We start from the raw sequence: 23,662 nt of genomic DNA on the forward strand, positions 1-23,662 counted from the left end.
TTTTCACAACGTTCTGTTTGATGTGCATACTGTTAAAAAGGCCTTAATATTGCCTACAAAATGAAAAACAGAATCACAGAATTATTCAACACAAAGTACCCAATAGTTCAGGCCGGAATGATTTGGTGCAGTGGTTGGAAGTTAGCCTTGGCTGCCAGTAATGCAGGATGTTTGGGTCTTTTGGGAGCAGGCAGCATGTATCCTGAGGTGTTGGAAGAACATATTGATAAAACAAAACGTTCTACCCAAAATCCTTTCGGGGTCAATGTGCCTCTTCTCTATCCGGACGTTGAAACCATTATGGAAATTATAATAAAAAAAGGAGTTGAAATTGTGTTTACATCAGCCGGCAACCCATCCATTTGGACACAAAAACTGAAAGAAGAAGGAATAAAAGTGGTGCACGTAGTGGCCAATACCAAATTTGCTCTAAAAGCCTTTGAGGCCGGGGTTGATGCAATAGTGGCAGAAGGTTTTGAGGCAGGAGGGCACAATGGAAAAGAAGAAACAACTACCTTGTGTCTTATTCCGGACATTTCCAAAAAAATAACTATTCCTACCATTGCGGCTGGTGGCATTGGCAGCGGAAGAGCTATGGCTGCCGCCTTTGCATTGGGTGCTGAAGGTGTTCAAATAGGTAGCCGATTTGCCGCATGTCAAGAATCGAGTGCACACGAAAATTTTAAAAATGCCATACGCACGGCAAAAGAGGGAGATACCAAATTGATGCTTAAAGATATTGTTCCGGTAAGGTTGCTCCGAAATAAGTTTTTTTATGACTTAGAAGTGGCCTATGATAATTGTGCCACGAAAGAAGAAAAATTGAACTTGTTAGGAAGAGCAAGAGCAAAACAAGGTATGTTTTTGGGCGATTTGGATGAAGGCGAATTGGAAATTGGGCAAGTAAGCAGCATGATAAACCGTCCTGAAACCGCAGCAGATATTGTTTCTGAAGTGATTAGGGAATACAATGAAACATTGGTTAAAATGTCAACCAACGTAATGCCAATCTAAATGGAATACAAAATACACACATTTGAGAATGGCCTGCGTTTGGTTTTCAAACAAAGCTATAACACGCAAATAGCACATTGCGGATATTTTATTAATGCCGGCTCTCGAGATGAAACTGAAGACCAAATTGGGCTTGCACACCTGCTTGAACACATGCTTTTTAAAGGCACCAAAAAGCGAAATACCAACCAAGTGTTGAATAGGCTTGAAGTAGTGGGTGGCGACATGAATGCCTTTACAACTAAGGATAAAACGGTTATTCATGCCAGTGTGGTAAAAGATCATTTTAACCGAGCAATCGAACTTTTGACTGATGTTACCTTTAATAGTAGCTTTCCGGAAAAGGAATTAGAAAAAGAAAAAAAGGTAATATATGAGGAAATTGAGATGTACCTTGATTCTCCCGATGAAAGGATATTCGATGAGTTTCAAGAATTGTTTTACCCCAATCATCCGTTGGGCAACAATATTTTGGGCAGCAAAGACACGGTTTCTTCCTTTTCTTCAAAAGATTTGTCGAAATTTATTAGTCAACGCTACTTTTCGAATGAGATTTTGCTGGTTGTGGTTGCTCCAATTTCATTTGACAAAGCAGTTAAAGTTTGTGAAAAACATTTGTCTTTATTAGAAATTCCTCTCGGAAAAATAAATCGAGAACCTCCCACCGATTTCAAAACTTTTGACAAGATTGATGAAAATGGATTTGGCCAGGCTCACACCTTAATTGGTTGCAACGCTTACCCTTTAAACCACCCTAATAGACCTGCATTGATGCTATTGAGCAACATTTTGGGAGGGCCAGGACTTAACTCCATTTTAAACCTAAAACTCCGCGAAAAGCATGCATATACGTATGGCGTTGATTGTGGCTATCAAGCCTTGACGGATTCGGGCTTTTTAACCATCTATTTTGGTACCGATAAAAGAAACGTAAATAGGGCTCGCAAAGCTGTTTTGAAGGAGTTAGAACATTTGCGAAACACCACCATGAAAGAATCTCTGCTAAAGAAATATAAAACGCAGTTTAAGGGTCAGCTAATAATGGCCGAAGAAAGCAACAGCAGTATGATGTTTGTAATTGGAAGAAGCCTTCTTGACCTCGGCTTTGTAGATTCTTTAGCCACTGTTATTGAAAACATTGATCAAATAACGGCAGATCAACTGCGTTTGGTAGCAAATGAACTTTTTGCTCCTGAAAAACTAAATTTTTTGACCTACCTGCCCAAAAGTAATTAAAACCAAGTGCCTATTGAAAAGTTGAGCTGCCATCTATTTGTGTTGAAGCCATAACCATAGTCAACCTGCATTTTTCCTAATGCCCCAACAAATAATCTCATACCTGCCCCTGCTGCGTTGTACATATTAAAAGGATTGTACTCCCGTACGTGATTCCATGTGTTTCCTCCTTCATAATATACATAAGGCAAAAGCATAGCTGCCGGACTGGTTGCGGCAGGATAGCGAAGCTCTAATGAGAATTTGCTGTACAGTGGGTCGGCATCTTGACCATTTATTGGGTCAGAAACCCTTCCATTGTCATATCCTTTTTGAGGTATAATTTCGGTGCCATATACTGTCCAGTTTCCAAAACCGGACCCCCCTACTTTAAATTGCTCAAACGGAGAGTAGCCAACCTTTTTGTTGTAAATGCCAATAATGCCCGTTTCAAAATGAGGCACCAACACGAATTTGCTGAACGTACCCAGATACCAAGTAGCATTAAATTTCCACTTGTTGTACTCAATCCATTTATACCTTTCACTAAATGGGAGTGTGCTAAAATCTCTGTCATCGCCAAATAAGTTGTTTATGGCAGTATGTGGCAGCGTAGCCTGCACAGAAAGCACAAACTCCGAACCGGAACGCGGAAAAAACATATCAGACGAAGAGTTTCGAGCCAGAATAGTGTTCCATGACAAACTGTTTGAAATTCCGTTTTTAAAACCAATTTCTGCAGCTCCATAATTACTCCAGTTTTCCAGTTTATATTTCTGATAATTCAACGAATTGCTCAGCGTAAAAAAGTCATCGGGCCATTTAAGCAATTTGCCATAAAGAACCGATATTCCGGTTGTGTGCAATCGTTGCTGACTTGGGTCGTTCTTAACCAAATAATTGTTCTGATAGGTTTGACGCGAATAGTATGCACTCAAGGTTAATGAGTTGGGCTTTTTGCCCCCAAACCACGGCTCAGTAAATGAAAAATTATACGATTGAAATGGCAAACCATTGGCTTGTGCCCGCAGTGTTAATTGTTGGCCATCACCCGTAGGAATGGGGTCGAACTGCCCTTTAAACATTTTTCTTGTTGAGAAATTATTAAGTTTAAGCCCAATAGTACCCACAATACCAAAGCCACCGCCAAAACCACCACTGGCTTCCACTTGGTCGCTCGATCTTTCTTCTACTTTATATTCCAAATCTACTGTTCCGTTTGCCGGATTTGGTATAGGATTCACATCCAACGTTTCTTGGTTAAAATAGGGCAAATTGGCCAACTCTCGCATAGAACGTTGAATGTCACTTCGGCTAAATTTTGCCCCAGGCAATGTTCTCAAATTTCGGCGTATTACAAAATCGCTGGTTTTGGTATTTCCTATTATTCTAACCTCATTTATAACAGCCTGCTTGCCTTCGTATATCCTAATTTCTAAATCAATACTATCATTTTCAACCCGAGTCTCTACCGGAACAATGTTAAAAAACAAATATCCATCGTCCATGTATTTGCTCGATACATCCACCCCAACCGGATTCATAAACAACCTCGTTTCTAACTTTGATTGATTAAATATTTCGCCCTTTTCTATTCCTAAAATTGAATCTAACCGACCGGTGGTGTATTTGGTATTACCCGTCCAACTTATGTTTCGGAAATAATATTTCTTACCCTCATCAACCGTTATTTTGATATTGACTTTATTGGGTCGAACCGCATATATCGAATCTTTTACCAATTTAGCATCTCTGTATCCTTTTGATTGATAAACATCTATAATGTTTTTCTTCTCAATGTTGTAATCCTTCTTCACAAGTTTGCTGGAGGCAAATGGATTTATTTTTCCTTTGGTTTGCTTGGGCTTAATCACACGTTTCAACTTCTTTGCTCCCACGCTGTCATTGCCAACAAACAGAACTTCCCGCACTTTGACCTTTCTTCCCTTTTTTATATCTATACGCAAATACTGGAGGTTGGTACTTCCGGTATCTGCAATGCGAGAAATGTCAATTTTTGCATTATAAAATCCTTTATCGAAAAAATATTTTTCTACTTCGCTGCGGGTTTTCTCCACCAAATTTTCCGTAATAATTTGACCTTTTCTTAACGAAATTTCGTCTCTCACGTTTTTTGTTTCGGTTTTGCCCAACCCACGAATGGAATATTTAGAAAGTCGTGGCCTTTCTTGAACTAAAATATGAAGGTAAATTGTATCAGCAACAACCTTTCTAATTTGAAGTTCAACGTTTGAATAGATTTGCTGAGCCCACAATTTCTCAACGGCTTTACTCATTTCATCTCCTGGAATTTTAATTTTTTCTACCGAAAGCAGGCCAGAAATGTGTGCCAAAATTTGGGTGCTATACGATTGGCTTCCTTCCGAGCTTATACCCCCAATTATATACTCCTTTGGATGAGTATAGTCATAGCCAACCAATTTGTTTTTATCTATCTGCGAGAATACGGTTGTGTGCATACAAAGCACAGACAACAAGGATATTATTAGTTGTTTCTTATACATTAGCAATTTGTTCTCCGGTTTTTCCAAATCTTCTTTCTCTTTTTTGATAATTCATGATAGCCTCATACAAATGTTCTTTTCTAAAGTCGGGCCACAAAACATCGGTAAAATAAAACTCTGTATAGGCCATTTCCCAAAGCAGAAAATTACTAATTCGATGCTCGCCACTGGTTCGTATCATTAAATCAGGGTCAGGTATTCCAGCGGTAGATAGTTTTGAAGAAATGTATTCTTCTGTTATCTCCTCTTGGGTTAATAATTGTTCTCTCAACTCATTGGCCATTTGTTTACAAGCCAAAGTCATATCTCTTTTAGCACTATAGCTTAGAGCCAAAATGAGAGTCATACCATTGTTGTTTTTGGTGGATTCGATGGCTTCTTCCAACTCATTGATACACTCTTTGGGCAAGCTGTATTTATCTCCTATAGTGCCAAGTCGGATATTGTTTTTCATCAAAGTTTTGGTTTCCTTTTTTATTGTTTTAACCAAAAGAGTCATCAATGCATCCACTTCCAGTTTTGGTCTATTCCAATTTTCGGTGCTAAAAGCATAGAGTGTAAGATATTTAACTCCTATTTCGGCACATCCCTCCGAAATTTCTCTTACCGATTCTACACCATGCTGATGTCCGAAAATTCTAAACTTTCCTTGTTGTTTCGCCCACCTGCCGTTTCCATCCATTATAACAGCAATGTGCTTTGGAATTTGATGCTTTAAAATTTCCTCTTTTAGAGTCATGCTTTACTTCCAGTTTATCGGTTTTTTATATTTTGGCCAACATCGAATTGGTGTAAGTCTGTATGCCACCGTGACACCGGCCGTAAAATAAAAATCCTTTATAGAAGGGTCACCGCGTTCATCTCCGGCTTTTGATAAAGGCTCACCTACCCCATTTGCCTCCCAACTTCGGTCAGAAAGTTGGGCACTAAGAGTTCCATTATTGGCGGCTTGTGTTTTTAGGTCTGGATACAACGTACTCACATCATCCAAATAATCTGTGAACGTTTTTCTCCAAAGCACTTCAAAACCCACCACAAGGTTTTTGTTGAGGTTATATTTTACTCCACCACCAAAAGGTATAGCCAATTGCAACAGTCCGTATTCTGTTTTGCTTGATTGCCCCTCGGTTCTTAATGATCTAAGCTGATATTTTTCATCACGAAAAATGGCATAAGGGCTGTGCCTGAACACCGCAATTCCCAACGTGGCATACGAAGTAAAATTTTTGCTTAAAACCTGCGACCCAAAAGGCAAGAAATTAAATTCAAGTGCATTGTTAATTTCCCAAATATTGGATTCAAAACTCAAATTGCGGATGGCCATTTCTTTAAAGTTGGCATCGTTTCCGCTTATTTTTCCATACACAATAGAAGGGCGATAGGACCAATAAGGGTTAAAGTTATACCTCATTAGAATACCTCCTGAAAAATGGGTTTCTTTTGGAACTATTTGATAGGCCAAATCTCCATGATAATTGCTCGCTCCCAACATTCCGCCAAACTCCCAAAACTGGGCATTTGTTTGAATACCTGCGAGTAAAATCATCCCAACCAAAAAAAACTTTTTGCTCATTTTTGGATATATACGGACAAGGGCAAGAATTTGTTTCACTTTACTTTTACTTTCTAACTAAATTTTTTTTATCAGAAATATTATCTGAATGCAGGACACACATCATCTGATTTCATGAGCCGATAGGTAAGGGTAATTCCAAAAATATTATACATATCAATTTTAGAATTATCACCCCTTGCAGAAAATGCCGGATTTTGGCTTGGGCTTCTATCGCTCATTGCTTTGCTCATTGCCCCAAAAGAAGATTCGAGGAAAACAAGTTCTTTGTAATCACCACTCACATCATCTAAATAATCCGTAAAAGTGATTCGTGTTGAATATTCTAAACCAAAAGTCCAACTTTGGGTAAGTTTAAACTTAACACCTAAGCCCACCGGAATGGCAAATTGAGTTAAAGAATATCTTTTTAAGTCATTGTATTCTGTTGTTTCTTGTCCTTCGGTGCTCAATGGTTGTAATTCTACCCAGTCTCCATCTCTATCTGCCAAGGTTTCGTAGCTGTTGTCATTTGGTAGGTTTTGCCAAGATGTTGGTTCGTAAAAAAACTGGGCTCTTGGGTTGAACTTAAATACCGAAATGCCACCCATCACATAAGGAACCACTCCCCGCTCAGCCTTTGGCTCTAAGGTGTTCAGGTTAATTTCAAATGCACCATGAAAATCCCATAGGTCACTTTCAAAATGTAAATTTCTAAAAGCCCGATTCTCATCATTGCCATACCACGAGTCATATCCGGATATTTTCCCGTAATTGGCACCTACCCGAAACGTAAAACGCTGAACAGGTGTGTAACGAACAAGCAACCCATAGTTTGCATGTATTCCTTTCGACTCAAAATATTTATTGGTTAAATCTCCGGTGTAATTATCACCTCCCAGCATAAAGCCAAAATCTAACCCGCTTTTTCTAATTCTTTGCTGTGCATCGGCTTGAGAGGAAAACAACATCGCCCCAATCAAACCTGTCACAAATACTAACTTCTTTACTATCATTTTTCTAAATCTAAGAAGAACCAACAAAGCTATTTTAAATAGCCCTAATTAGCAAGAATAATATGGTATTTTACAAACGTTGAACAACAGTTTATGTTATTTTCCGCTGGAAAAAAGATTTTTATACTCCTCTTCATCAAAACCTACCGCAATGATTTTGCCATCTATTTCCAACACTGGTCTCTTTACAATCGAGCTATTTTGTGAAGCTATTTGAGGAGCCAATTTATCGTCGTTTAGATTGATTTTATCTGATTCACTTAGGCTTCTAAAGGTTGTACTTTTTCTGTTTATAAGTGTTTGATTGGGCATATAATTCAGCCAATCAACAATTGTTTCCGTCTCCAATCCATCCTTTTTAAAATCGTGAAATTGAAATGGGATACTCTTATTTTCGAGCCAAACACTAGCCTTTTTTACCGTATCGCAATTTGGAATGCCATAAAGTTTAACTTTTGTTACCATCTAATTTCTCTTATCAAATCCCCACATCAATTTGTTTCTAATGTTTTGCAAAAAACTTTGATTGTTCAGTCGCACCATGTTAAATCGAAAATCTGCTTTGGTCAAAACGAGTCTCTCGTGCTTTTTAATTGATACCGATCGATTGTCGAGTGTAATTAAAAACTCATCCGTTCTGGTCTCAATTTCAAACGACAAACTGCTTTTATCATCAATAACTATGGGTCTTACTGTGAGGTTGTGCGGTGCAATTGGGGTAATAACTAAACTATTGCATCCCGGAAACAACAAAGGCCCCCCGCAACTTAATGAATAGCCGCTGCTGCCTGTGGGTGATGCCACAATAAGCCCATCTGCCCAATAGGTATTCAATATCTCGCCATTTAATTTTACATGAACGGTTATCATACTCGAGGTGTCGTTTTTATGAATAATTAAATCATTTAAAGCATACGGAAACCCCTCAAAATAATCTCCTTTCGATTCCAATTTCAAAACACTTCTTTTCTCCACAGAGAAGGCATTTTGTTTGAGCAGTTCAAAATTTTCTTCAAAATCCTCTTTTTGACTATTGGCCAAAAAACCAAATCTTCCCAGGTTAATTCCCAACACAGGTATGTCGTAATCTCTCACAATGGAAAGTGTATCCAACATGGTTCCGTCTCCGCCCAAACTAAAAACAAAGTCGAAGTTTTTGCTTCGGTCATCTCCAGTGTCAAACACTTTTAACACCGAATAACAATGCAGTTTTTCCAAGTCTTCATACATATTTCTATGCACAAAAACCTCTACCTTTTCATTCAAAAGTTTATTGAAAAAAAGATTGAGAAAATCAACGTTTTCATCGATGTCTAACTGGCGTGCATAAACTCCAATTTGCATTTTAAAAGGCCTTTTTAAAGTGTATTTTCAAACTCCACGAATTGTTTATTCCGGTTGAGTATTCAAATCTAAACACTTTGTCGGAATAAAACAGACTATTTACCCCCACTCCATAACCTAAAAAATATTTGGTTTTATCTGATTCTTGCACAAATGCTTGATCTACAAACAAACTTAAAAAAGTGGTGACGGGCATGACTTTATAGTTGGGCAATGGCATAAGTGGCCATTTAAACTTTTTTCTATTTAGTATTTCATACCGCAAGTCAATTTTATTGAGAAACATTCCCTTTCCGTCGGCCACCCTATTTTCAAAGCCTCTTGCCGTGTATTCATACCCCATCATACGCGTTTGATAATAAGGCAGTTGGCCACCACTTAATAGCTTTATTGTGTTAGAAGTTGCCACACTCCAGTGATAAAGCGGCTTGATTTTAGGCAACTGTTTATAATCCGAAAATTCTAACAAAAAAGAATAAAAATTCAATTTTGTCTCATTTAAGAAATGATGCCCTATTGCAAATTTTCTATATCGGCCTTGGGTTGGGAAAAACCTAAAATTTCGATGGTCAGATTCGTAGCCATATTCTGTGGTTAAAATTCTTTGTTGATTTGAATTTGACACTAAAAATTTTGGATTAAGAGTTTCTGACAACAAGGTGTCGGCCACCCAAATTTGATTTAAATTGGCTTTGAGCGAATGTCTTCCAAAAAATTTTGGTCGGTATCCCAAACCCACGGTATAATTGATTTCTTTAATCTGAATCTTTCCGAACTGTCGAAAAAAAAGCAACTGATTGTTTTCTGTTTTATACCAAACTTCTTGATTTGACTTGTAACTATAAGCCAATTCGGCGAATCCATTTTGATTCTTAAGTAGGTTAGTTGCCTTGTATAACGCAGATATCCGTTGCGTGTATCCATTGCTCAAACCCAGCTTGAGTGTTTGGTTTCTACCCGATATGTTGTATCTAAATAGATATAAGCCATAATTCGTTCGGTATGGGTCAAATTTGAATTGATACCATTGGTTGAAGTTTCGATCGGCAAATTCGAGGTATGGAATAGGCCACCAATACCATTTTTCATCTACCACAATATACACATTCAAGTGGCCACTATCTTGCTCTATAATATTGATATTGACACGATTAAAAACATTCAGATTGGCCAAGTTAATTTTAGATTGAGGAATGTTATCCAAAAAAAGTTGATTCCGTTCCATTTCATTTCCTTCATAAAAGGTTAACTCGCGAAGGATTATTGATTTTTTGGTTAACTCATTACCCGAAACAAAGATAGAATCAACAACCACCAACTCGGCTTTTGCGTGCCAAAAAGAAAGCAATAAAACCAGTGGAAAGAAACATTTTTTTATCAATCCGGGTTGATTATTTGTTAGATGTCGAGATAGTTGATCAGCGATTTATACCTGTCTTCCATCATGTCGTTTCGTTTTCTATTCACTCGATGTATTAGTTTAAAACCGTGGCTTTCCAAAATATTACAGATTGTGTCAACATATTGGATATTGAGTTTGAGCAATACTTCCAATTTCCCATCATCTGCTTCGTTGGTAAGTATTCCCAAAATTTTGCCGTCTTCGGCTTCCACAATTCGGCCTATGAGAGATATGCTATAGTCAAATTGATTGCATAAAAACATCAATACTGCTCCATCGTTTTGACTGGTAATGGTTTGTCCCAACCTCCGCATCACATCTTTTTGCCAAACCATGCCTACCAACTCATTTCCTGCCAAAACGCCCACTACCTCCAACTTAGCCTCGCTCATTACTCGCCAAACTTCAAACACCGAATGCTCGGGCAAAAGCGTTGAGACGGGCTGATTATCCGAAATTTCTGCTAAAGAACTTTCTGGATTTTCTGCCTCTAATTGCAACCTTTGGGCATACCCCTTCAGGTCTTTACCGTCAACAATAAGAAGGTTCTCCACACCAAAATCTTCCAGCATAAGTTGGGCATACTGAACCGTATCTGATGGTTTCAGTAGCGGCAAATCGGTTGATATGAAATCTTGAACAATCATTATCTTGGCAACGAAGATAGTAAGAAAATGTTTTTGGAGAATAGAATTACAAAAGCCTCAGCCAGTTTTGTATCATTTTCAATCCATATTGAGTTAAAATGGCCTCCGGATGAAATTGCAAACCCCACACCGGCAGGGTTTTATGAGCCAATGCCATTATCTTGTGGTCAATTGTTTCTGCGGTTATTTCTAAATGTTCTGTTTGTTTATTTTCTAAAACTAAGCTATGATACCGACAAACCTCCAACTCTTGAGAGATACCCTCAAACATTGGATGCTTTTTTGTTTTGATAAATGACACTTTTCCGTGAACCGGTTCATCCATCTTTACCAAATTCATTCCGCCGTATATACCTATTGCCTGATGCCCCAAGCATATACCCAAAATTGGTTTTTTGTTGTAAAAGTAATCTAGCACTTCCATCAAAATACCAGATTTTTCTGGTGTTTGAGGCCCTGGTGAAATAACAATTCCATCAAAATTGTGCAAAACCAATTTTTCGAGAGGCATTTCATCATTACGAATTACAAAAACTGAGGCACCACATTGCTCCAAATAATCCTTAAGATTATACGTAAAGGAATCGTAGCTATCAAACAAAAGTACCTTTGGCACCGTGCAAAATTAGTGCAGACATCAATAAAATTCGGACAAACCATTTTAAAGTTTGTTCGTTTACCTTTGTACTGTAAAAAAAGGGAAATGACAATAGACGAAATAGTTACGATCTATAGCGAAGCAACTCCAAACCCGGAATCCATGAAATTTGTGTCAAACAAAATGATTTTGGCCAACGACAGCGTTGACTTCAGATCGAAAGATAAAGTAAAAAACTCGCCATTAGCCACTGCACTTTTTGAATATCCTTATGTAAAAGGTGTTTTCATTATGAATAATTTCATCAGTATTACCAAGTCGGTAGATTATGAGTGGTTTGATGTAATTCCAACCCTAAAAAAATTCATTCAAGAATATTTGCAGGCAGAAAAAGAAGTCGTTTCTATTCAAAAAACGGAACTTTCCGAACAGGAAGAGGACGAGGTGGTTCGGAAAATTAAAAAATTACTTGACGACCACGTGAAACCAGCTGTTGAAATGGATGGTGGTGCTATTTCATTCAAAAGTTTTGAAAATGGTGTTGTAAACGTGGTAATGAAAGGCTCTTGTAGCGGGTGTCCGAGTAGCACCATGACTCTAAAAGCGGGTATCGAAAATTTACTAAAACGAATGATTCCTGAAGTGGAGGCTGTTGAGGCCGAACCAGGATAAAAACTCCGTTGGTAAACAAATAATTGCCGTTGGTTAATTGCATTCTTCATTCAACATTATGTGATGTACTTTTACCGTTGAATTTATATGGTACGTTTCATTAAATATGTTGTAATCGGGGTTGTGCTAATGGCAATAGCTCAATTTTCACAAGCTAACTGTGATGAAAAAGAAAAAACAAAAACCTCCGATAACACTAAAACAACCAAGGCCGACAGCGTAATTATTTCCACTATTGGAGATATCGCTGTTGGCGACACCTTGGTTTTTGATGACTATGACGAGGATGACGATGATGCGGGGAGTATATCTCTTGTAAATAATGGCTCTAAGTCAAGTTCAACATCGGCGGCCAACTCAGCTTCCATAAAAATGTCAACACCACAACCTTTAGCCACCTCAACCCAAACGAATGAATCAGGTTCAAAATCAATTGAAGACATACATGCAAACTCTTATGAAATGTCGGCCTACCCTAATCCTGTAACATCGGGAGAAATGTTATCCGTTACCCACAACCTCTCGGGTAGCGTTACCTTAATTATCCGGTCAATAAACGGGAACATTGTTAAAGAATTTGAATCATCCTCACAAAAAATCGAGATATCCGACCTTTCATCAGGAGTATATTTTGTACAAATATCAGGAGGCACCCACAGTCTCTTAAAAAAAGTAATTGTTCAATAACAACCGTTTGGTCGGTCAAAAACAATGATGACCTACACAAACTTTTTCCTAAAGCAAATAATATTGATTGGTTTAGGAGTGTCTAATGGTTAAAATTGCAAACAAATGCAAACAGAAAATGAACATATCGACCTGAGTCTTCTTAACTCTTTCAAGGCATTTATTGGTTCTCATTTTTTGCTGAATGTTATCAATTCCATTCAATCTGATATTATTCTAAGTGACAAAAAATCGGCATTTGACACACTTCAAATTTTTAACAGAATATATAAAAATGCACTGCGGTTTAGCAATGCCGAATTTGCGGAACTTAATGCCGAAATAAGTTTCCTTAATGATTATATAAGTTTAGAAAACATTCGTTTTGCACCCCGAACTTTCTCAAAATTATCTACTTTTCAGACAGAATCGGGTGAGGTTCCGGTGTTTGTTTTTCAGAGTTTTATCGAAAACGCCATACTTCTATCCTTAGAAAATAAAAGCACCAAACCAAAGTTTGTTCTTTTATCAAAGAATGATTTTATTGAATTTTCGATTACGCTTGCCGAGACACCCGAAAAAAACATTCACCCAAAAATTGAATCTAAGTTGCATTTGGCCTTAGAACGATTAGATATTCTAAAGGCTCATAGATTATTGGAATATGAAATAGCTTGGAATGAAAAATATTTCATGCAATTAAAACTTAAAAAACGTAAAGATTAGAGTATGCTTACAGCCATAATTATTGACGACGAGCAAAAAAGCCGAGAAGGGCTTGAAGCCATGTTGCACACCCTGGTTGAGGGCGTGTCGGTGGTTGCCACAGCCGATTCTGTTGCATCAGGAGTAAAGGCTATTGAAAAAAACAGACCGGATGTGGTATTTTTAGATATTGAAATGCCCAAAAAGGATGGATTCGCTTTGTTCGAAGCCTTCGACACCATTGACTTTGAGGTTGTTTTCACTACGGCCCATGAGCAATATGCCTCAAAAGCTTTTCGCACAACGGCCATTGATTATTTGCTCAAACCCATTGATTTGAGTTTATTAAAAGAAGCTTTAGCCAGAGCCGAGGCCAAGCGTAAAACAGATAGAATTAATAAAAATTTTGAGGTTTTTGTGAGCAACATGAAAACCAATAGCCAGAACCAACAAATTGCTATCAGTAGTAGTGATGGACTTATTTTTATTAAAATTGACAACATCATTTATCTTAGAGGCGATGGGGCTTACACCTATTTTTTCTTAAAGACCGGCGAACGAATTACCGTATCCAAAAATTTGAAAGAATATGAAGATTTACTTAGCGATTATGATTTTTTCCGTGTACACAAATCCTACCTAATTCATTTACATGAAATGAAAAAATACGTTAGGGGCGAAGGCGGATATGTAGTTATGAGCAACGGCGATTCGGTTGATGTTTCTAAAAGAAGAAAAGAAGACTTTTTACACGCTTTGAGTAAATTATAAATGCTAAAACATTTACTCCCTTTTTATCTATTTTTTGTATCGACAGTTTTTGTCTCTGCACAATCAGATATTGTCCATTTTGAAAACATTACCCGCGAAGATGGTTTGGCTCAAAGCACCATAAACGGTATTTTGGAGGGAAAAGATGGATTTATGTGGTTTGCCACTGCAGAGGGGCTTCATCGTTTTGATGGGTATGAATTTAAAATATACAAACACGACAACAAAAACCCTAACTCATTAATTAGCAATCACATAACGGCTCTATACGAAGACAATGAGGGCTATTTGTGGGTAGGTACTTACAACGGCGGTTTGGATAAGTTTGATAAAAAATCTCAGAAATTTACCCATTTTTTAATTGCATCACTCGATAGCACAGAAAACCAGTTTCCGGTAAATTGTATAAAAAAGGATAGTCGCGGAAATCTATTGGTGGGCTTGGATGGAAATGGATTAGTTCTCTTTAATGAAACATCTAAAAGCTGGCAAATTTTTACGAAAGAAAACAGCAAACTACCCAATAACTATGTAAACGCCATTGAACCTGAGGCAGCAGGAACGGGTTTGTGGATTGGAACAATGCAGGGTATTATTTTATTGAAAGATGGAGGTTTTAAGCAATTTTCGTCGTTAAAATTATTTGAAAATCAGGCCATTAACTCTATTTATCACCATTTAGGAAAAGTTTATTTTGCCACCAGCGGCCAAGGGCTTCAAATATGGGATACAAAAACCGATGAGGTTATACCAATTCCATCACCCCGCATTAGAGGAGCCAACTTTATGCAATTTATTTTGCATGATAATGAAGGCAACCTTTGGATTGGAACAGACGGAGCGGGACTTTTAAAATTTAATGGTGAAAAATTTGTAAACTACAGAAACAATCCATTCGATTTTCAAAGTTTGGTTGGCGATGATTTGTTGGTGGGCTACAAAGATAAAACCGGAGCGTTGTGGTTTGGTTGCCGAGACGGCATAAGCAAATACGACCCCAACATGAAACTTTTCAACCTATACACTCGGTTTGAACATGACGAAAAATTAACCAACAACAATATTTACAGCATCTATGAAACCGCCGATAAACATGTTTGGCTCGGCACTCTGGGCGGTGGTTTGGCCGAATTTAATCCAGAAACAGAAGAGCTAAGGGTTATTCCGGAAATTAAGTCAGGCCACATTGAAACCAAATCCGTGCGGGCGATTTTTGAAGACAAGTTTGGCATTTTATGGATTGGAACCCGCGATGAAGGCCTGTTTTCGTATGACAGAAAGACCAACAAGTTTACCCACTACCCTCCTCAAAGGGAAGAAATAAATGTAAAAACTATACGAAATATTATTGAAGATGAACAAGGTAATTTGTGGTTGGCCACCCGATGGGGTTTGGCCAAATTTGACCGAAAAACCAAAAAATATATTGTTTTTAAAAACGGTTATCTGAACAACAATCCAATTTATCAAATTATTGAAGACCCCAAACGGGATGAGCTTATTTTGGTAACCTTTAGAACTGGACTTCAGATTTTTAACAAAACAGATTCTGTTTTTTCTGAAGTATTGTTTCATACCGAAGACAGCACCAGCCCAAACGTAAATGCCATGATGTGTATTGAGGCCATGGGCAACGATTTATATTTGATTGGGACGTATGCCGGCGGACTCAATATATTTGATAGAAAAACATTGAAATTTAAACACTTAACCAGCGAACAAGGTTTGCCTAATGATGTTATTTACGGAATTTTAAAATCAGATAACAACACTTATTGGCTTAGTTCTAACAATGGTTTGATTGAGTATAATTCTTCCAAAAATTCGTTTAAGGCCTATACCCTTAGTAATTACCTGCAGGGTCTGGAATTTAACGAAGGAGCCTATTGGAAAACAAAAGATAATACGTTTTATTTTGGTGGTTTGCATGGATTTAACTACTTCAAAACTGCTTCTGTTCACAAAAAAGAAATTCCACCTAAAGTAGCTCTTACCTCTTTTAAAAAAATGGATAAAGAAGTGAACCTTGAAATGGATATTAATTATCTTGATAAAATTCTTCTATCGCATAACGAAAATCTAATCAGTTTTGGTTTTTCAGCATTATCATACAACAACAGTCATCAAAGCACCTACCAGTACATGCTGGAAGGATTTGACAATCAATGGATTGAAGCCGGAACCAGGCATACGGCATACTATACACATCTATCTCCCGGCACTTATACATTCCGCGTAAAAGCAGCCAACCATCAAGGCGTTTGGAGTAATGACGAGCGAACCATAAAAGTTGTAGTTGAACCCCCATATTGGCAAACATGGTGGTTTCGGTTGTTAATAGCACTGGCTCTTATTGCACTTATATTGCTCATCTTTAGGTTCAGAACCCGCAGCATTTCAAAGAGCTATCAGCACAAATTGGTTGATTTAGAATTAAAAGCCTTGAGAAGCCAAATGAATCCTCATTTTATTTTTAACAGTCTAAACTCTATCCAGTATTTCGTTTTAAAAAATGAACCCAAAGCGGCCTACACCTACCTCACTAAATTCTCGAGTTTGATGCGAATGATTTTGCAAAATTCAAGGGTGAAATATATTACCCTAAAAGAAGAAAGAGATTGGCTTTATACCTATTTGGAGCTTGAAAAATTAAGAATGGAAAATCAACTCGAATTTTCGATTGAGGTGGAAGATGAGCTAAATGAAAAACAAATATTTGTGCCAAGTATGCTCATACAACCCTATATAGAAAATGCCATTATCCATGGCCTTTTGCCTAAAGAAGCCAACAGAAATTTGACTGTACATTTCAGAAAAAAACAAAACAAGTTGGAATGTACTATTGAAGACAATGGCATAGGAAGAGAACAAAGTGCCATTCTAAATCAAAATCGCACCAAAAAACACAAATCGCAAGGAATAAAAGTAACCGGTGAGCGGCTGGAAATATTGACTCAGGATATGCAAGAAAAACCTGAGTTTAACATCGTAGATTTATATGATGAAAACAACAACCCCATTGGCACCCGAGTAACCCTGATATTACCCATAATCAAAGATATAAAAGACAAAGATGCTTAATGCACTTATAGTTGATGACGAATTAAAAAGTAGAGAGGTAATAAAAACCCTTTTGGAAAATTTTTGCCCCGAAGTTAATGTTGTTGGCACTGCCGAAAACATTCAGGAGGCTTTAAATGCCATTCATACTTTAAATCCAAATCTAGTATTTTTAGACATTAGCCTAAAAGAGGGAGATTCTTTTCAAATATTGCAACAACTCGAAGAAATAACTTTTGAAATTATTTTTGTGACCGCTTATGATGAATATTCGGTTAAAGCTCTCAAATATTCTGGAATTACCTGTTTATTCAAGCCTTTGGATATAGAAGAACTACAACATGCCGTAAAACGGGTGGTTAAGCAAAAAACCAATATCAAAACAGCCTATCAAATGGTAAATGGAATATTGAAAAGCAAGTTTACTCAAATTCCTGTCATTACACCTTCTGGCTTGCTGTTCGCTTCGGTAGATGAGATACTTTATATCAACGAACTCGAAAAAGGCAGCGAAATCCATTTTTTTGACAAACCAAGCGTAAAAAGCAAACGAAACATCAAAGAGTTTCAAGACATTATTGTAAACAAAGAATTTCAACTTGTGGGTAAGGAACTATTCGTTAATATGCGACATCTAAACACCAACCTTAGCACCAAACGGCAACTGGTGTTTAACAATAAAGAACGGATAGATTTATCAACCTTCGAATTATCAAAGCTTCTGGATTTTCTCAGAGGGTAAAATGGTTTGGTTATGAATTTGTTGGCTATGAGTGGCAATGTTGCGGTTTAATCCGATTTTTGCCAAAAAAAAGCAATGATCTACGATGTGGCAATTGTTGGCGGCGGTATAGTTGGATTGGCAACCGCCTACCGAATTTTGGAAAAAAAACCTGAAACAAAACTCATCATTTTAGAAAAAGAATCGTCCGAAGCAAAGCACCAAACCGGTCACAATAGTGGCGTTATTCATAGTGGTTTATACTACAAACCGGGTTCGTTAAAAGCCAAAAATTGCATCGACGGATATCATCAACTAATAGATTTTGCTCAGCAAAACGACATTCCTTATGATTTGTGCGGAAAGATTGTGGTGGCCACTTCAAACCAAGAGATTCCTGAATTAAACAAACTATACAATAGAGGCATTGAAAATGGTTTGGATGGAATGAAACTTTTGAAACAAGATGAACTTCGCGAATATGAACCCCATGTGAATGGAGTTCAAGGCATTTTTGTTCCTCAAACTGGCATTATAGACTACAAAGTTGTCGCGGCAAAATATCGCTGGAAAATTGAAAAAATGAGTGGTGAATTTTTGTTCAATTACAGGGCAGATGGTTTATCCAAAAACCACAACAACTGGATAGTTCGATCAAAAAACCATGAAATTGAAACCAAAACCTTGATAAATTGTGCAGGTCTTTATTCTGATAAAGTAGCAGAACTGAGCCAAAAAACAGACACCAAAATAATTCCTTTTCGAGGCGAATATTATATGCTAAAAGATTCGGCCAAGCATTTAGTAAAGAATCTTATTTATCCGGTTCCTGACCCCAACTTTCCTTTTTTGGGTGTTCATTTTACCCGAATGATGAATGGCCATATAGAAGCTGGTCCCAATGCTGTTTTGGCTTTTAAACGTGAAGGATACACAAAGAAAGACATCAATTTGGGCGAGCTTTTTGAAAGCCTCATGTGGCCCGGTTTTCAAAAAGTAGCAGCAAAATATTGGAAAACTGGTATGGGCGAAATGTGGCGGTCGTTTAGCAAAAAGGCATTTACAAAGGCTCTACAAAAACTTATTCCAGAAATTACTGAACATGACCTTGTAGCCGCCGAAGCAGGTGTGAGAGCTCAGGCGTGTGACAGAAAAGGTGGATTATTGGATGATTTTAAAATTATAGAAGATAAAAATGTTATTAATGTACTGAATGCACCAAGTCCTGCAGCCACTTCGAGTTTATCTATTGGAAAAACCATTGCAGAAATTTGGATAGAAAAAAGCTGATATTTTGTAAAAAACGCTCCTCAGCAGTTTCTTTGAGTTGATTTACCGCATGAGGGTTACGGTACCCCATTTATACATTTTTGGATCTTGCAAACATTCTGCTTTTATACGAGCCATCCAGATATAGACTCCCGGTTCAGATTGTTTTCCTTTGTATGTTCCGTCCCATTTTTCGCCATAGACAAAACTCTCAAATATCTTTTCTCCCCAAAGATTATATACCTCAAACGAATATTCATCGACCTTGCTCAATGGAAAAACGGGGCCAATAGATTCATTGAGTCCATCATTGTTTGGACTAAAGGCATTTGGCACAAAATAGTCGAGGTTTTCTGCTAAAAATACAATTTCGGTTTCATCAAAATCAGAGTAACCACAAACTTTATCCGTAACCACAACCTTATATCTACCCGTTTCATTTACGGTTATGGCTCCCACCGAATCTCCAGTATTCCAGCTAAACGAATAACTCGAGTCATTCAGTTGCGTACTCAACCTAATATCTCTCTTTTGGCAATATACCTGATATGGATCTCCAATATCAATGCTAAACGGTTTTCTCTGGTTTAAAACGATAGTGTCTATGTCGTGGCAAATATCTTTATCAACCCTAAGCCAATATAGACCCGGCGTGGTCGCTCTTAGTATGCCCAATTTGCTTCCATCGTTCCATGTATAATCATCCCCGTTAAAATTTGACTTTAAAGGCAAAATAAAATCACCGCAAAAGGTTGTATCGTTGCCCAAATGCACTTCGGGAATTGCAATAGCATCAATGGTTATCGTATCCTCTTCATAACAGCCGTATCGACCAACTTTCAACCAGTATGTACCGGGTTTGTCAACAAAAATGGTAGGGGTAGTATCTCCGTTCGACCATTGATACGTATCAAATGTTCTTGCTTTTACCTCAAGGTTTTTGGCAATTTCATTTCCACAAATAGTGGTGTCATTTCCAATATCTATGGGTTTAATGGCCGGCAGAATCTTTTTCACATCCTTAAAACTGCCACATTGAGTAAATACTTCAACGGTATATGTGCCATAGCTTTTTACATTTATTTTTTGCGTTCTTTCCCCAGACGGATACCAAAGTACGTTTCTGTCCGGATGTCCTGCATCGAGTGTTATGTTAAAGTTTTCGGAGCAGAAAGTCGTGTCGTTTCCAAGTCCGGTTTTATGTTTAAAACTCTTACTTCCCACAAAAACCCATGAATCCAAGTTTCTATCGCCAACATCTGCAATTCCTAACTTTATTTTGTACCAATTGCAGGGAATCAGGGTAAGATTGGCTTTCAACACCACCGTTTGTCCATTGGGTTGCAAATACTTTTGCTTTACTTTTTGTGATGAATCATTCAAAATGAAATATTCTGTATTTCTTAAATGGTTAACATTATCAATGGTTACCTCCACATTCGAACCAGGAACCAAGGCAACATTTTGCTCGCCAGATATGCCGGGTCCTGATATAAAAAACCCGAATACATCATTAAAGCCTCTATCAACATATCTCGGATATTCTTCGGATGCAAATATGTATTTGAATTCGATTTCTTCGGTTTGAGGCATAAATTCAAATTCCAAAACGGCTGCATCCTTCGTTGCTATTTTTGCAATGTTGTCTAAAGTTATGTTTCCCGGTTGACTCATATCACCTGATTTATCTGGCACATCATTTGGGCCTTTGGCATCTGTTGCAATCCCCGATGATAGTATAATTCCGGCATCAAGACCCAAATCGGCTGAATCTCCTCTTTCAAAAAGAGCAATTGACTTGCTGTGTCCTTGATAGACAATATTTTTCGTCTTTACACCATCGCCCACCAAAATATTGTTTACCAAAACCTGACCGCCAAATCCGCCGGCCACAATCATTTGTGCATTCGATAAAACCGCCACAAAAAGAAAGATAACAATGAAGCCCATTCTTAAACAAGAACCAAATTGATTACAGAATTTAGAGGAATGAATCAAAACTTATAGAAAACGTATCGCCGCAGGCTTTTATATTTCTCACAAAAATAAACAGAAGATTAGTCAAAATAATGACACTATTTTTAAAATTATTATCAAAAAAAAAGGTGGTGTAATTTTTTTTTGGCAACTTGCGTGCAAAATTTAGAAACAATGAGAATATTTTATACACTGATTTTACTTTGTCTTTTTGCTCTTTTTTCAAACGCCCAAATTACTTGGAATAAGGATACGGCTGATCTTGCCACGGGTTTTGAAACAGAATCTGACATAGAAACACACAATGTCATTACGGTAGCAAATGCCGGAAACTATAGGTGGGTAAGAAAAATTGTACAAAATTGTGGCACCGTAAAAAATGCTATATGCGATAAAAATACATGCTACTCTGAGGATACAGATTCGGCCGATTTTAGCGTAACTGATGGAGAATCATTTACCATGGTTTGTCATTTTTATCCATTTAACAAATGTTGTACTGACTCGGTAGTTATTTCACTATATGTTTACAACGTAGATTTTCCAAACGTTAACAGCACAGCTACATATATTTTGGATTTATGGTGTGCATCTGCTAGTGTAAATTCTATTAATAATCAAAATTTGATTGTGTCTCCAAATCCTGCCACAAGCATGCTGACTTTGTCCATGAAAGAACTTGCCACTGCCTCAGAAGTAGTGATAAGCAATGCCGAAGGCAAACAATGGAACAAGGAAATAATTGGAAATAAAGTTGATATATCTGAATTAAATGCGGGTATATACTTCATTACCATTCGAAATGAAGAGAAAATATACACCACAAAATTTGTAAAACTATAACCTTCGATTTGGTCATAGCTAAAAAGGCGATTCGGTTGAGTCGCCTTTTTTATTTAAGTTCATGACAAAACTTAACATTAAAAATTTGAGTCTCAAATGATTAACGTATAACTTCGCAATATGAAATTGAAAAAGCAACTCGGAATAGTCAAGTTTAGAAATAAATGGGAAAAAACGTTGCTAAACTTTCAGTTGGCGAACGCCAGAATAAATCTTCAAATACGCGACTGTTTTCGAGACGAAACAATAACCTACAACCAATATCAGGTTTTAAAAATTGTGGCCAACAGCAAACAACCTGCCACCAACACTTCCATTAAAAATTCAATCATAGACAACGATTCGGATGTTTCCAGATTAGTTTCAAGACTTATTTCAATGAAACTTTTATCAAAAACCGTAGACAAAGATGACAAACGATTTGCTCACATAAGCCTTACCCAAACGGGCAAAGAGACTTTGCAAAATATCGAATCAAAAATACATTCTTTGGATGAAGTATTTTTTAACCTAAGCACAAAAGAAGCAACAGCTTTAAACAATTTGCTGAGCAAAATCAGGAAAGCATAAGCATTTATTTGGGCTATATTTGCCGTTCTCATTAAAAAGAGTGTAACATGAAATTGCATAATACTGTTAATGGGGAAGAGTTAAAACAGAAAATAAAAGAGAGCAACATTGCTCGTACTACCATTTCGTTTTACAAGTATGCCAAAATTGGCAATCCCCAATTGTTTAGAGACCATCTATATACCAACTGGAATCAAATTGGTGTTTTAGGCAGAATTTACGTGGCCTCAGAGGGTATAAATGCCCAACTCAGCGTGCCTACAACCAACCTTGAATCGTTTAAACAAGTCTTGGCAGACATAACTTTTTTGGATGGCATTCGGTTGAACTATGCAGTAGAAGATGACGGAAAATCATTTTTTAAACTCGCTATTAAGGTTAAAAACAAAATTGTGGCTGATGGTTTAGAGGAAGATATTTTTGACATTACAGAACCCGCACCCTATTTGGGTGTTCAACAATTTAACCAATTGCTTGAAAACCCCGAAACCATTGTTATTGACATGCGAAACCACTACGAAAGCGAGGTTGGTCATTTCAAAAACGCCTGGTGCCCTGATGTAGATACATTTAGAGAGCAGCTACCTATGGTGGTTAACGAATTAGCCGAAAAAAAGGACAAACCGGTTTTGATGTATTGCACGGGCGGCATTCGCTGCGAAAAAGCGAGTGCTTTTCTAAAATACAAAGGATTTAAAGACGTATATCATTTAGAAGGTGGCATAATTAAATACTCCAGAGATGCCGCAGAAAAAGGGTTGGAAAATAAATTTATTGGCAAAAATTTTGTTTTTGACGAACGATTGCACGAACGTATAACGGATGATGTAATTGCTCAATGCCATCAATGTGGAGAGCCTTTTGACGACCATGTTAATTGCAAGAATAAGGCATGCAATCTCCTTTTTATTCAATGTCCAAAATGTGCCGAAAAGTATGAATCATGCTGCTCTGACGATTGCAAGACCATTGCGGCATTGCCTGAAGAAGAGCAAAAGGAACTACGAAAAGGAAAAGACACAGGAGTTAGAATATTTAGTAAAGGTCGGTTTAAAAATACCTTATCGATGAAATAAAAAAAGCTCCTTTTCAGGA

General features: G+C 37.4%; 22 protein-coding genes. 12 read left to right on the forward strand and 10 right to left on the reverse strand.

The genetic code is table 11. The annotated features are described in order from the left end of the window. Positions 1–60 precede the first annotated feature (60 nt). Together H6607_07120 and H6607_07125 are read left to right on the forward strand one after the other, a co-directional pair. Positions 61–1,014, forward strand: coding sequence for a DUF561 domain-containing protein (locus tag H6607_07120; GenBank protein MCB9262129.1), 954 nt, complete (start codon positions 61–63; stop codon positions 1,012–1,014). Beyond that, a complete protein-coding gene (locus H6607_07125; protein MCB9262130.1) occupies positions 1,015–2,250 on the forward strand; it encodes an insulinase family protein in 1,236 nt (411 codons plus the stop codon). Here H6607_07125 and H6607_07130 read toward each other — a convergent pair. The 9 genes from H6607_07130 to H6607_07170 all read right to left on the reverse strand — a co-directional run bounded on the left by H6607_07130 (position 2,247) and on the right by H6607_07170 (position 11,331). Further along, positions 2,247–4,709, reverse strand: coding sequence for an outer membrane protein assembly factor BamA (locus H6607_07130; protein ID MCB9262131.1), 2,463 nt, complete (start codon positions 4,707–4,709; stop codon positions 2,247–2,249). The two genes, H6607_07125 and H6607_07130, sit on opposite strands and share 4 nt — an antisense overlap. A 37-nt stretch (positions 4,710–4,746) precedes the next feature. Further along, a complete protein-coding gene (locus H6607_07135) occupies positions 4,747–5,493 on the reverse strand; it encodes an isoprenyl transferase (protein ID MCB9262132.1) in 747 nt (248 codons plus the stop codon). 3 nt (positions 5,494–5,496) lie between these two features. Beyond that, positions 5,497–6,300, reverse strand: coding sequence for an outer membrane beta-barrel protein (locus H6607_07140; GenBank protein ID MCB9262133.1), 804 nt, complete (start codon positions 6,298–6,300; stop codon positions 5,497–5,499). A gap of 107 nt (positions 6,301–6,407) precedes the next feature. Further along, the gene (locus H6607_07145) at positions 6,408–7,322 is read right to left on the reverse strand and encodes an outer membrane beta-barrel protein (protein MCB9262134.1); all 915 of its coding nucleotides are present in this window, start codon (positions 7,320–7,322) and stop codon (positions 6,408–6,410) included. Positions 7,323–7,418: 96 nt separating this feature from the next. Then, entirely contained in the window at positions 7,419–7,787 is a 369-nt protein-coding gene (locus H6607_07150; protein MCB9262135.1) for a Spx/MgsR family RNA polymerase-binding regulatory protein, read from the reverse strand. Further along, entirely contained in the window at positions 7,788–8,666 is an 879-nt protein-coding gene (locus tag H6607_07155; GenBank protein ID MCB9262136.1) for an NAD kinase, read from the reverse strand. A gap of 1 nt (position 8,667) precedes the next feature. Next, positions 8,668–10,014, reverse strand: a complete 1,347-nt coding sequence (locus tag H6607_07160) for a hypothetical protein (protein MCB9262137.1) — start codon at positions 10,012–10,014, stop codon at positions 8,668–8,670. A gap of 50 nt (positions 10,015–10,064) precedes the next feature. Next, the gene (locus H6607_07165) at positions 10,065–10,715 is read right to left on the reverse strand and encodes a hypothetical protein (GenBank protein ID MCB9262138.1); all 651 of its coding nucleotides are present in this window, start codon (positions 10,713–10,715) and stop codon (positions 10,065–10,067) included. 46 nt (positions 10,716–10,761) lie between these two features. Next, positions 10,762–11,331 carry an aminodeoxychorismate/anthranilate synthase component II gene (locus H6607_07170; GenBank protein MCB9262139.1) on the reverse strand — a complete coding sequence of 190 codons (570 nt, stop codon included), beginning with the start codon at positions 11,329–11,331 and terminating at the stop codon, positions 10,762–10,764. Positions 11,332–11,418: 87 nt separating this feature from the next. Here H6607_07170 and H6607_07175 point away from each other — a divergent pair, with 87 nt between their 5' ends. The 7 genes from H6607_07175 (at position 11,419) to lhgO (ending at position 19,198) form a co-directional block, all read left to right on the forward strand. After that, positions 11,419–11,985, forward strand: coding sequence for a NifU family protein (locus tag H6607_07175; GenBank protein ID MCB9262140.1), 567 nt, complete (start codon positions 11,419–11,421; stop codon positions 11,983–11,985). 87 nt (positions 11,986–12,072) lie between these two features. Continuing rightward, complete coding sequence (locus tag H6607_07180) at positions 12,073–12,672, forward strand: T9SS type A sorting domain-containing protein (GenBank protein ID MCB9262141.1); 600 nt, start codon at positions 12,073–12,075, stop codon at positions 12,670–12,672. A 105-nt stretch (positions 12,673–12,777) separates the two neighbouring features. Further along, complete coding sequence (locus tag H6607_07185) at positions 12,778–13,377, forward strand: histidine kinase (protein ID MCB9262142.1); 600 nt, start codon at positions 12,778–12,780, stop codon at positions 13,375–13,377. A 3-nt stretch (positions 13,378–13,380) separates the two neighbouring features. Further along, complete coding sequence (locus H6607_07190; GenBank protein MCB9262143.1) at positions 13,381–14,127, forward strand: response regulator transcription factor; 747 nt, start codon at positions 13,381–13,383, stop codon at positions 14,125–14,127. Continuing rightward, entirely contained in the window at positions 14,128–17,208 is a 3,081-nt protein-coding gene (locus H6607_07195; protein MCB9262144.1) for a histidine kinase, read from the forward strand. Next, the gene (locus tag H6607_07200) at positions 17,201–17,929 is read left to right on the forward strand and encodes a response regulator (GenBank protein ID MCB9262145.1); all 729 of its coding nucleotides are present in this window, start codon (positions 17,201–17,203) and stop codon (positions 17,927–17,929) included. Before H6607_07195 ends, H6607_07200 begins: the two co-directional genes overlap by 8 nt. A gap of 75 nt (positions 17,930–18,004) precedes the next feature. Next, positions 18,005–19,198 carry an L-2-hydroxyglutarate oxidase gene (gene lhgO, locus H6607_07205; protein MCB9262146.1) on the forward strand — a complete coding sequence of 398 codons (1,194 nt, stop codon included), beginning with the start codon at positions 18,005–18,007 and terminating at the stop codon, positions 19,196–19,198. 42 nt (positions 19,199–19,240) lie between these two features. Here lhgO and H6607_07210 read toward each other — a convergent pair whose 3' ends face one another. After that, positions 19,241–21,127 (reverse strand): choice-of-anchor L domain-containing protein, encoded by a 1,887-nt coding sequence (locus H6607_07210; protein MCB9262147.1) that lies wholly within the window; start codon positions 21,125–21,127, stop codon positions 19,241–19,243. A 201-nt stretch (positions 21,128–21,328) separates the two neighbouring features. On the opposite strand from H6607_07210, the gene H6607_07215 reads away from it, so the two are divergent. The 3 genes from H6607_07215 (at position 21,329) to H6607_07225 (ending at position 23,643) form a co-directional block, all read left to right on the forward strand. Next, positions 21,329–21,997 (forward strand): T9SS type A sorting domain-containing protein, encoded by a 669-nt coding sequence (locus H6607_07215; GenBank protein ID MCB9262148.1) that lies wholly within the window; start codon positions 21,329–21,331, stop codon positions 21,995–21,997. Between the two features lie 120 nt (positions 21,998–22,117). Then, positions 22,118–22,567 (forward strand): hypothetical protein, encoded by a 450-nt coding sequence (locus H6607_07220; protein ID MCB9262149.1) that lies wholly within the window; start codon positions 22,118–22,120, stop codon positions 22,565–22,567. Between the two features lie 47 nt (positions 22,568–22,614). Further along, complete coding sequence (locus H6607_07225) at positions 22,615–23,643, forward strand: rhodanese-related sulfurtransferase (GenBank protein ID MCB9262150.1); 1,029 nt, start codon at positions 22,615–22,617, stop codon at positions 23,641–23,643. Positions 23,644–23,662 lie beyond the last annotated feature (19 nt).

This window comes from Flavobacteriales bacterium (genome assembly GCA_020635395.1).
Lineage (GTDB): Bacteria > Bacteroidota > Bacteroidia > NS11-12g > UBA9320 > UBA987.

Excerpts from the sequence above, each read along its gene's own strand:
- H6607_07185 (MCB9262142.1), top strand. The coding sequence starts at position 12,778 with ATGCAAACAGAAAATGAACATATCGACCTGAGTCTTCTTAACTCTTTC.
- H6607_07150 (MCB9262135.1), bottom strand. The coding sequence starts at position 7,787 with ATGGTAACAAAAGTTAAACTTTATGGCATTCCAAATTGCGATACGGTA.
- H6607_07125 (MCB9262130.1), top strand. The coding sequence starts at position 1,015 with ATGGAATACAAAATACACACATTTGAGAATGGCCTGCGTTTGGTTTTC.
- H6607_07180 (MCB9262141.1), top strand. The coding sequence starts at position 12,073 with ATGGTACGTTTCATTAAATATGTTGTAATCGGGGTTGTGCTAATGGCA.
- H6607_07155 (MCB9262136.1), bottom strand. The coding sequence starts at position 8,666 with ATGCAAATTGGAGTTTATGCACGCCAGTTAGACATCGATGAAAACGTT.
- H6607_07145 (MCB9262134.1), bottom strand. The coding sequence starts at position 7,322 with ATGATAGTAAAGAAGTTAGTATTTGTGACAGGTTTGATTGGGGCGATG.
- H6607_07195 (MCB9262144.1), top strand. The coding sequence starts at position 14,128 with ATGCTAAAACATTTACTCCCTTTTTATCTATTTTTTGTATCGACAGTT.
- H6607_07225 (MCB9262150.1), top strand. The coding sequence starts at position 22,615 with ATGAAATTGCATAATACTGTTAATGGGGAAGAGTTAAAACAGAAAATA.
- H6607_07165 (MCB9262138.1), bottom strand. The coding sequence starts at position 10,715 with ATGATTGTTCAAGATTTCATATCAACCGATTTGCCGCTACTGAAACCA.
- H6607_07200 (MCB9262145.1), top strand. The coding sequence starts at position 17,201 with ATGCTTAATGCACTTATAGTTGATGACGAATTAAAAAGTAGAGAGGTA.
- H6607_07215 (MCB9262148.1), top strand. The coding sequence starts at position 21,329 with ATGAGAATATTTTATACACTGATTTTACTTTGTCTTTTTGCTCTTTTT.
- H6607_07135 (MCB9262132.1), bottom strand. The coding sequence starts at position 5,493 with ATGACTCTAAAAGAGGAAATTTTAAAGCATCAAATTCCAAAGCACATT.
- H6607_07140 (MCB9262133.1), bottom strand. The coding sequence starts at position 6,300 with ATGATTTTACTCGCAGGTATTCAAACAAATGCCCAGTTTTGGGAGTTT.
- H6607_07120 (MCB9262129.1), top strand. The coding sequence starts at position 61 with ATGAAAAACAGAATCACAGAATTATTCAACACAAAGTACCCAATAGTT.
- H6607_07190 (MCB9262143.1), top strand. The coding sequence starts at position 13,381 with ATGCTTACAGCCATAATTATTGACGACGAGCAAAAAAGCCGAGAAGGG.
- H6607_07220 (MCB9262149.1), top strand. The coding sequence starts at position 22,118 with ATGAAATTGAAAAAGCAACTCGGAATAGTCAAGTTTAGAAATAAATGG.
- H6607_07210 (MCB9262147.1), bottom strand. The coding sequence starts at position 21,127 with ATGGGCTTCATTGTTATCTTTCTTTTTGTGGCGGTTTTATCGAATGCA.
- lhgO (MCB9262146.1), top strand. The coding sequence starts at position 18,005 with ATGATCTACGATGTGGCAATTGTTGGCGGCGGTATAGTTGGATTGGCA.
- H6607_07175 (MCB9262140.1), top strand. The coding sequence starts at position 11,419 with ATGACAATAGACGAAATAGTTACGATCTATAGCGAAGCAACTCCAAAC.
- H6607_07130 (MCB9262131.1), bottom strand. The coding sequence starts at position 4,709 with ATGCACACAACCGTATTCTCGCAGATAGATAAAAACAAATTGGTTGGC.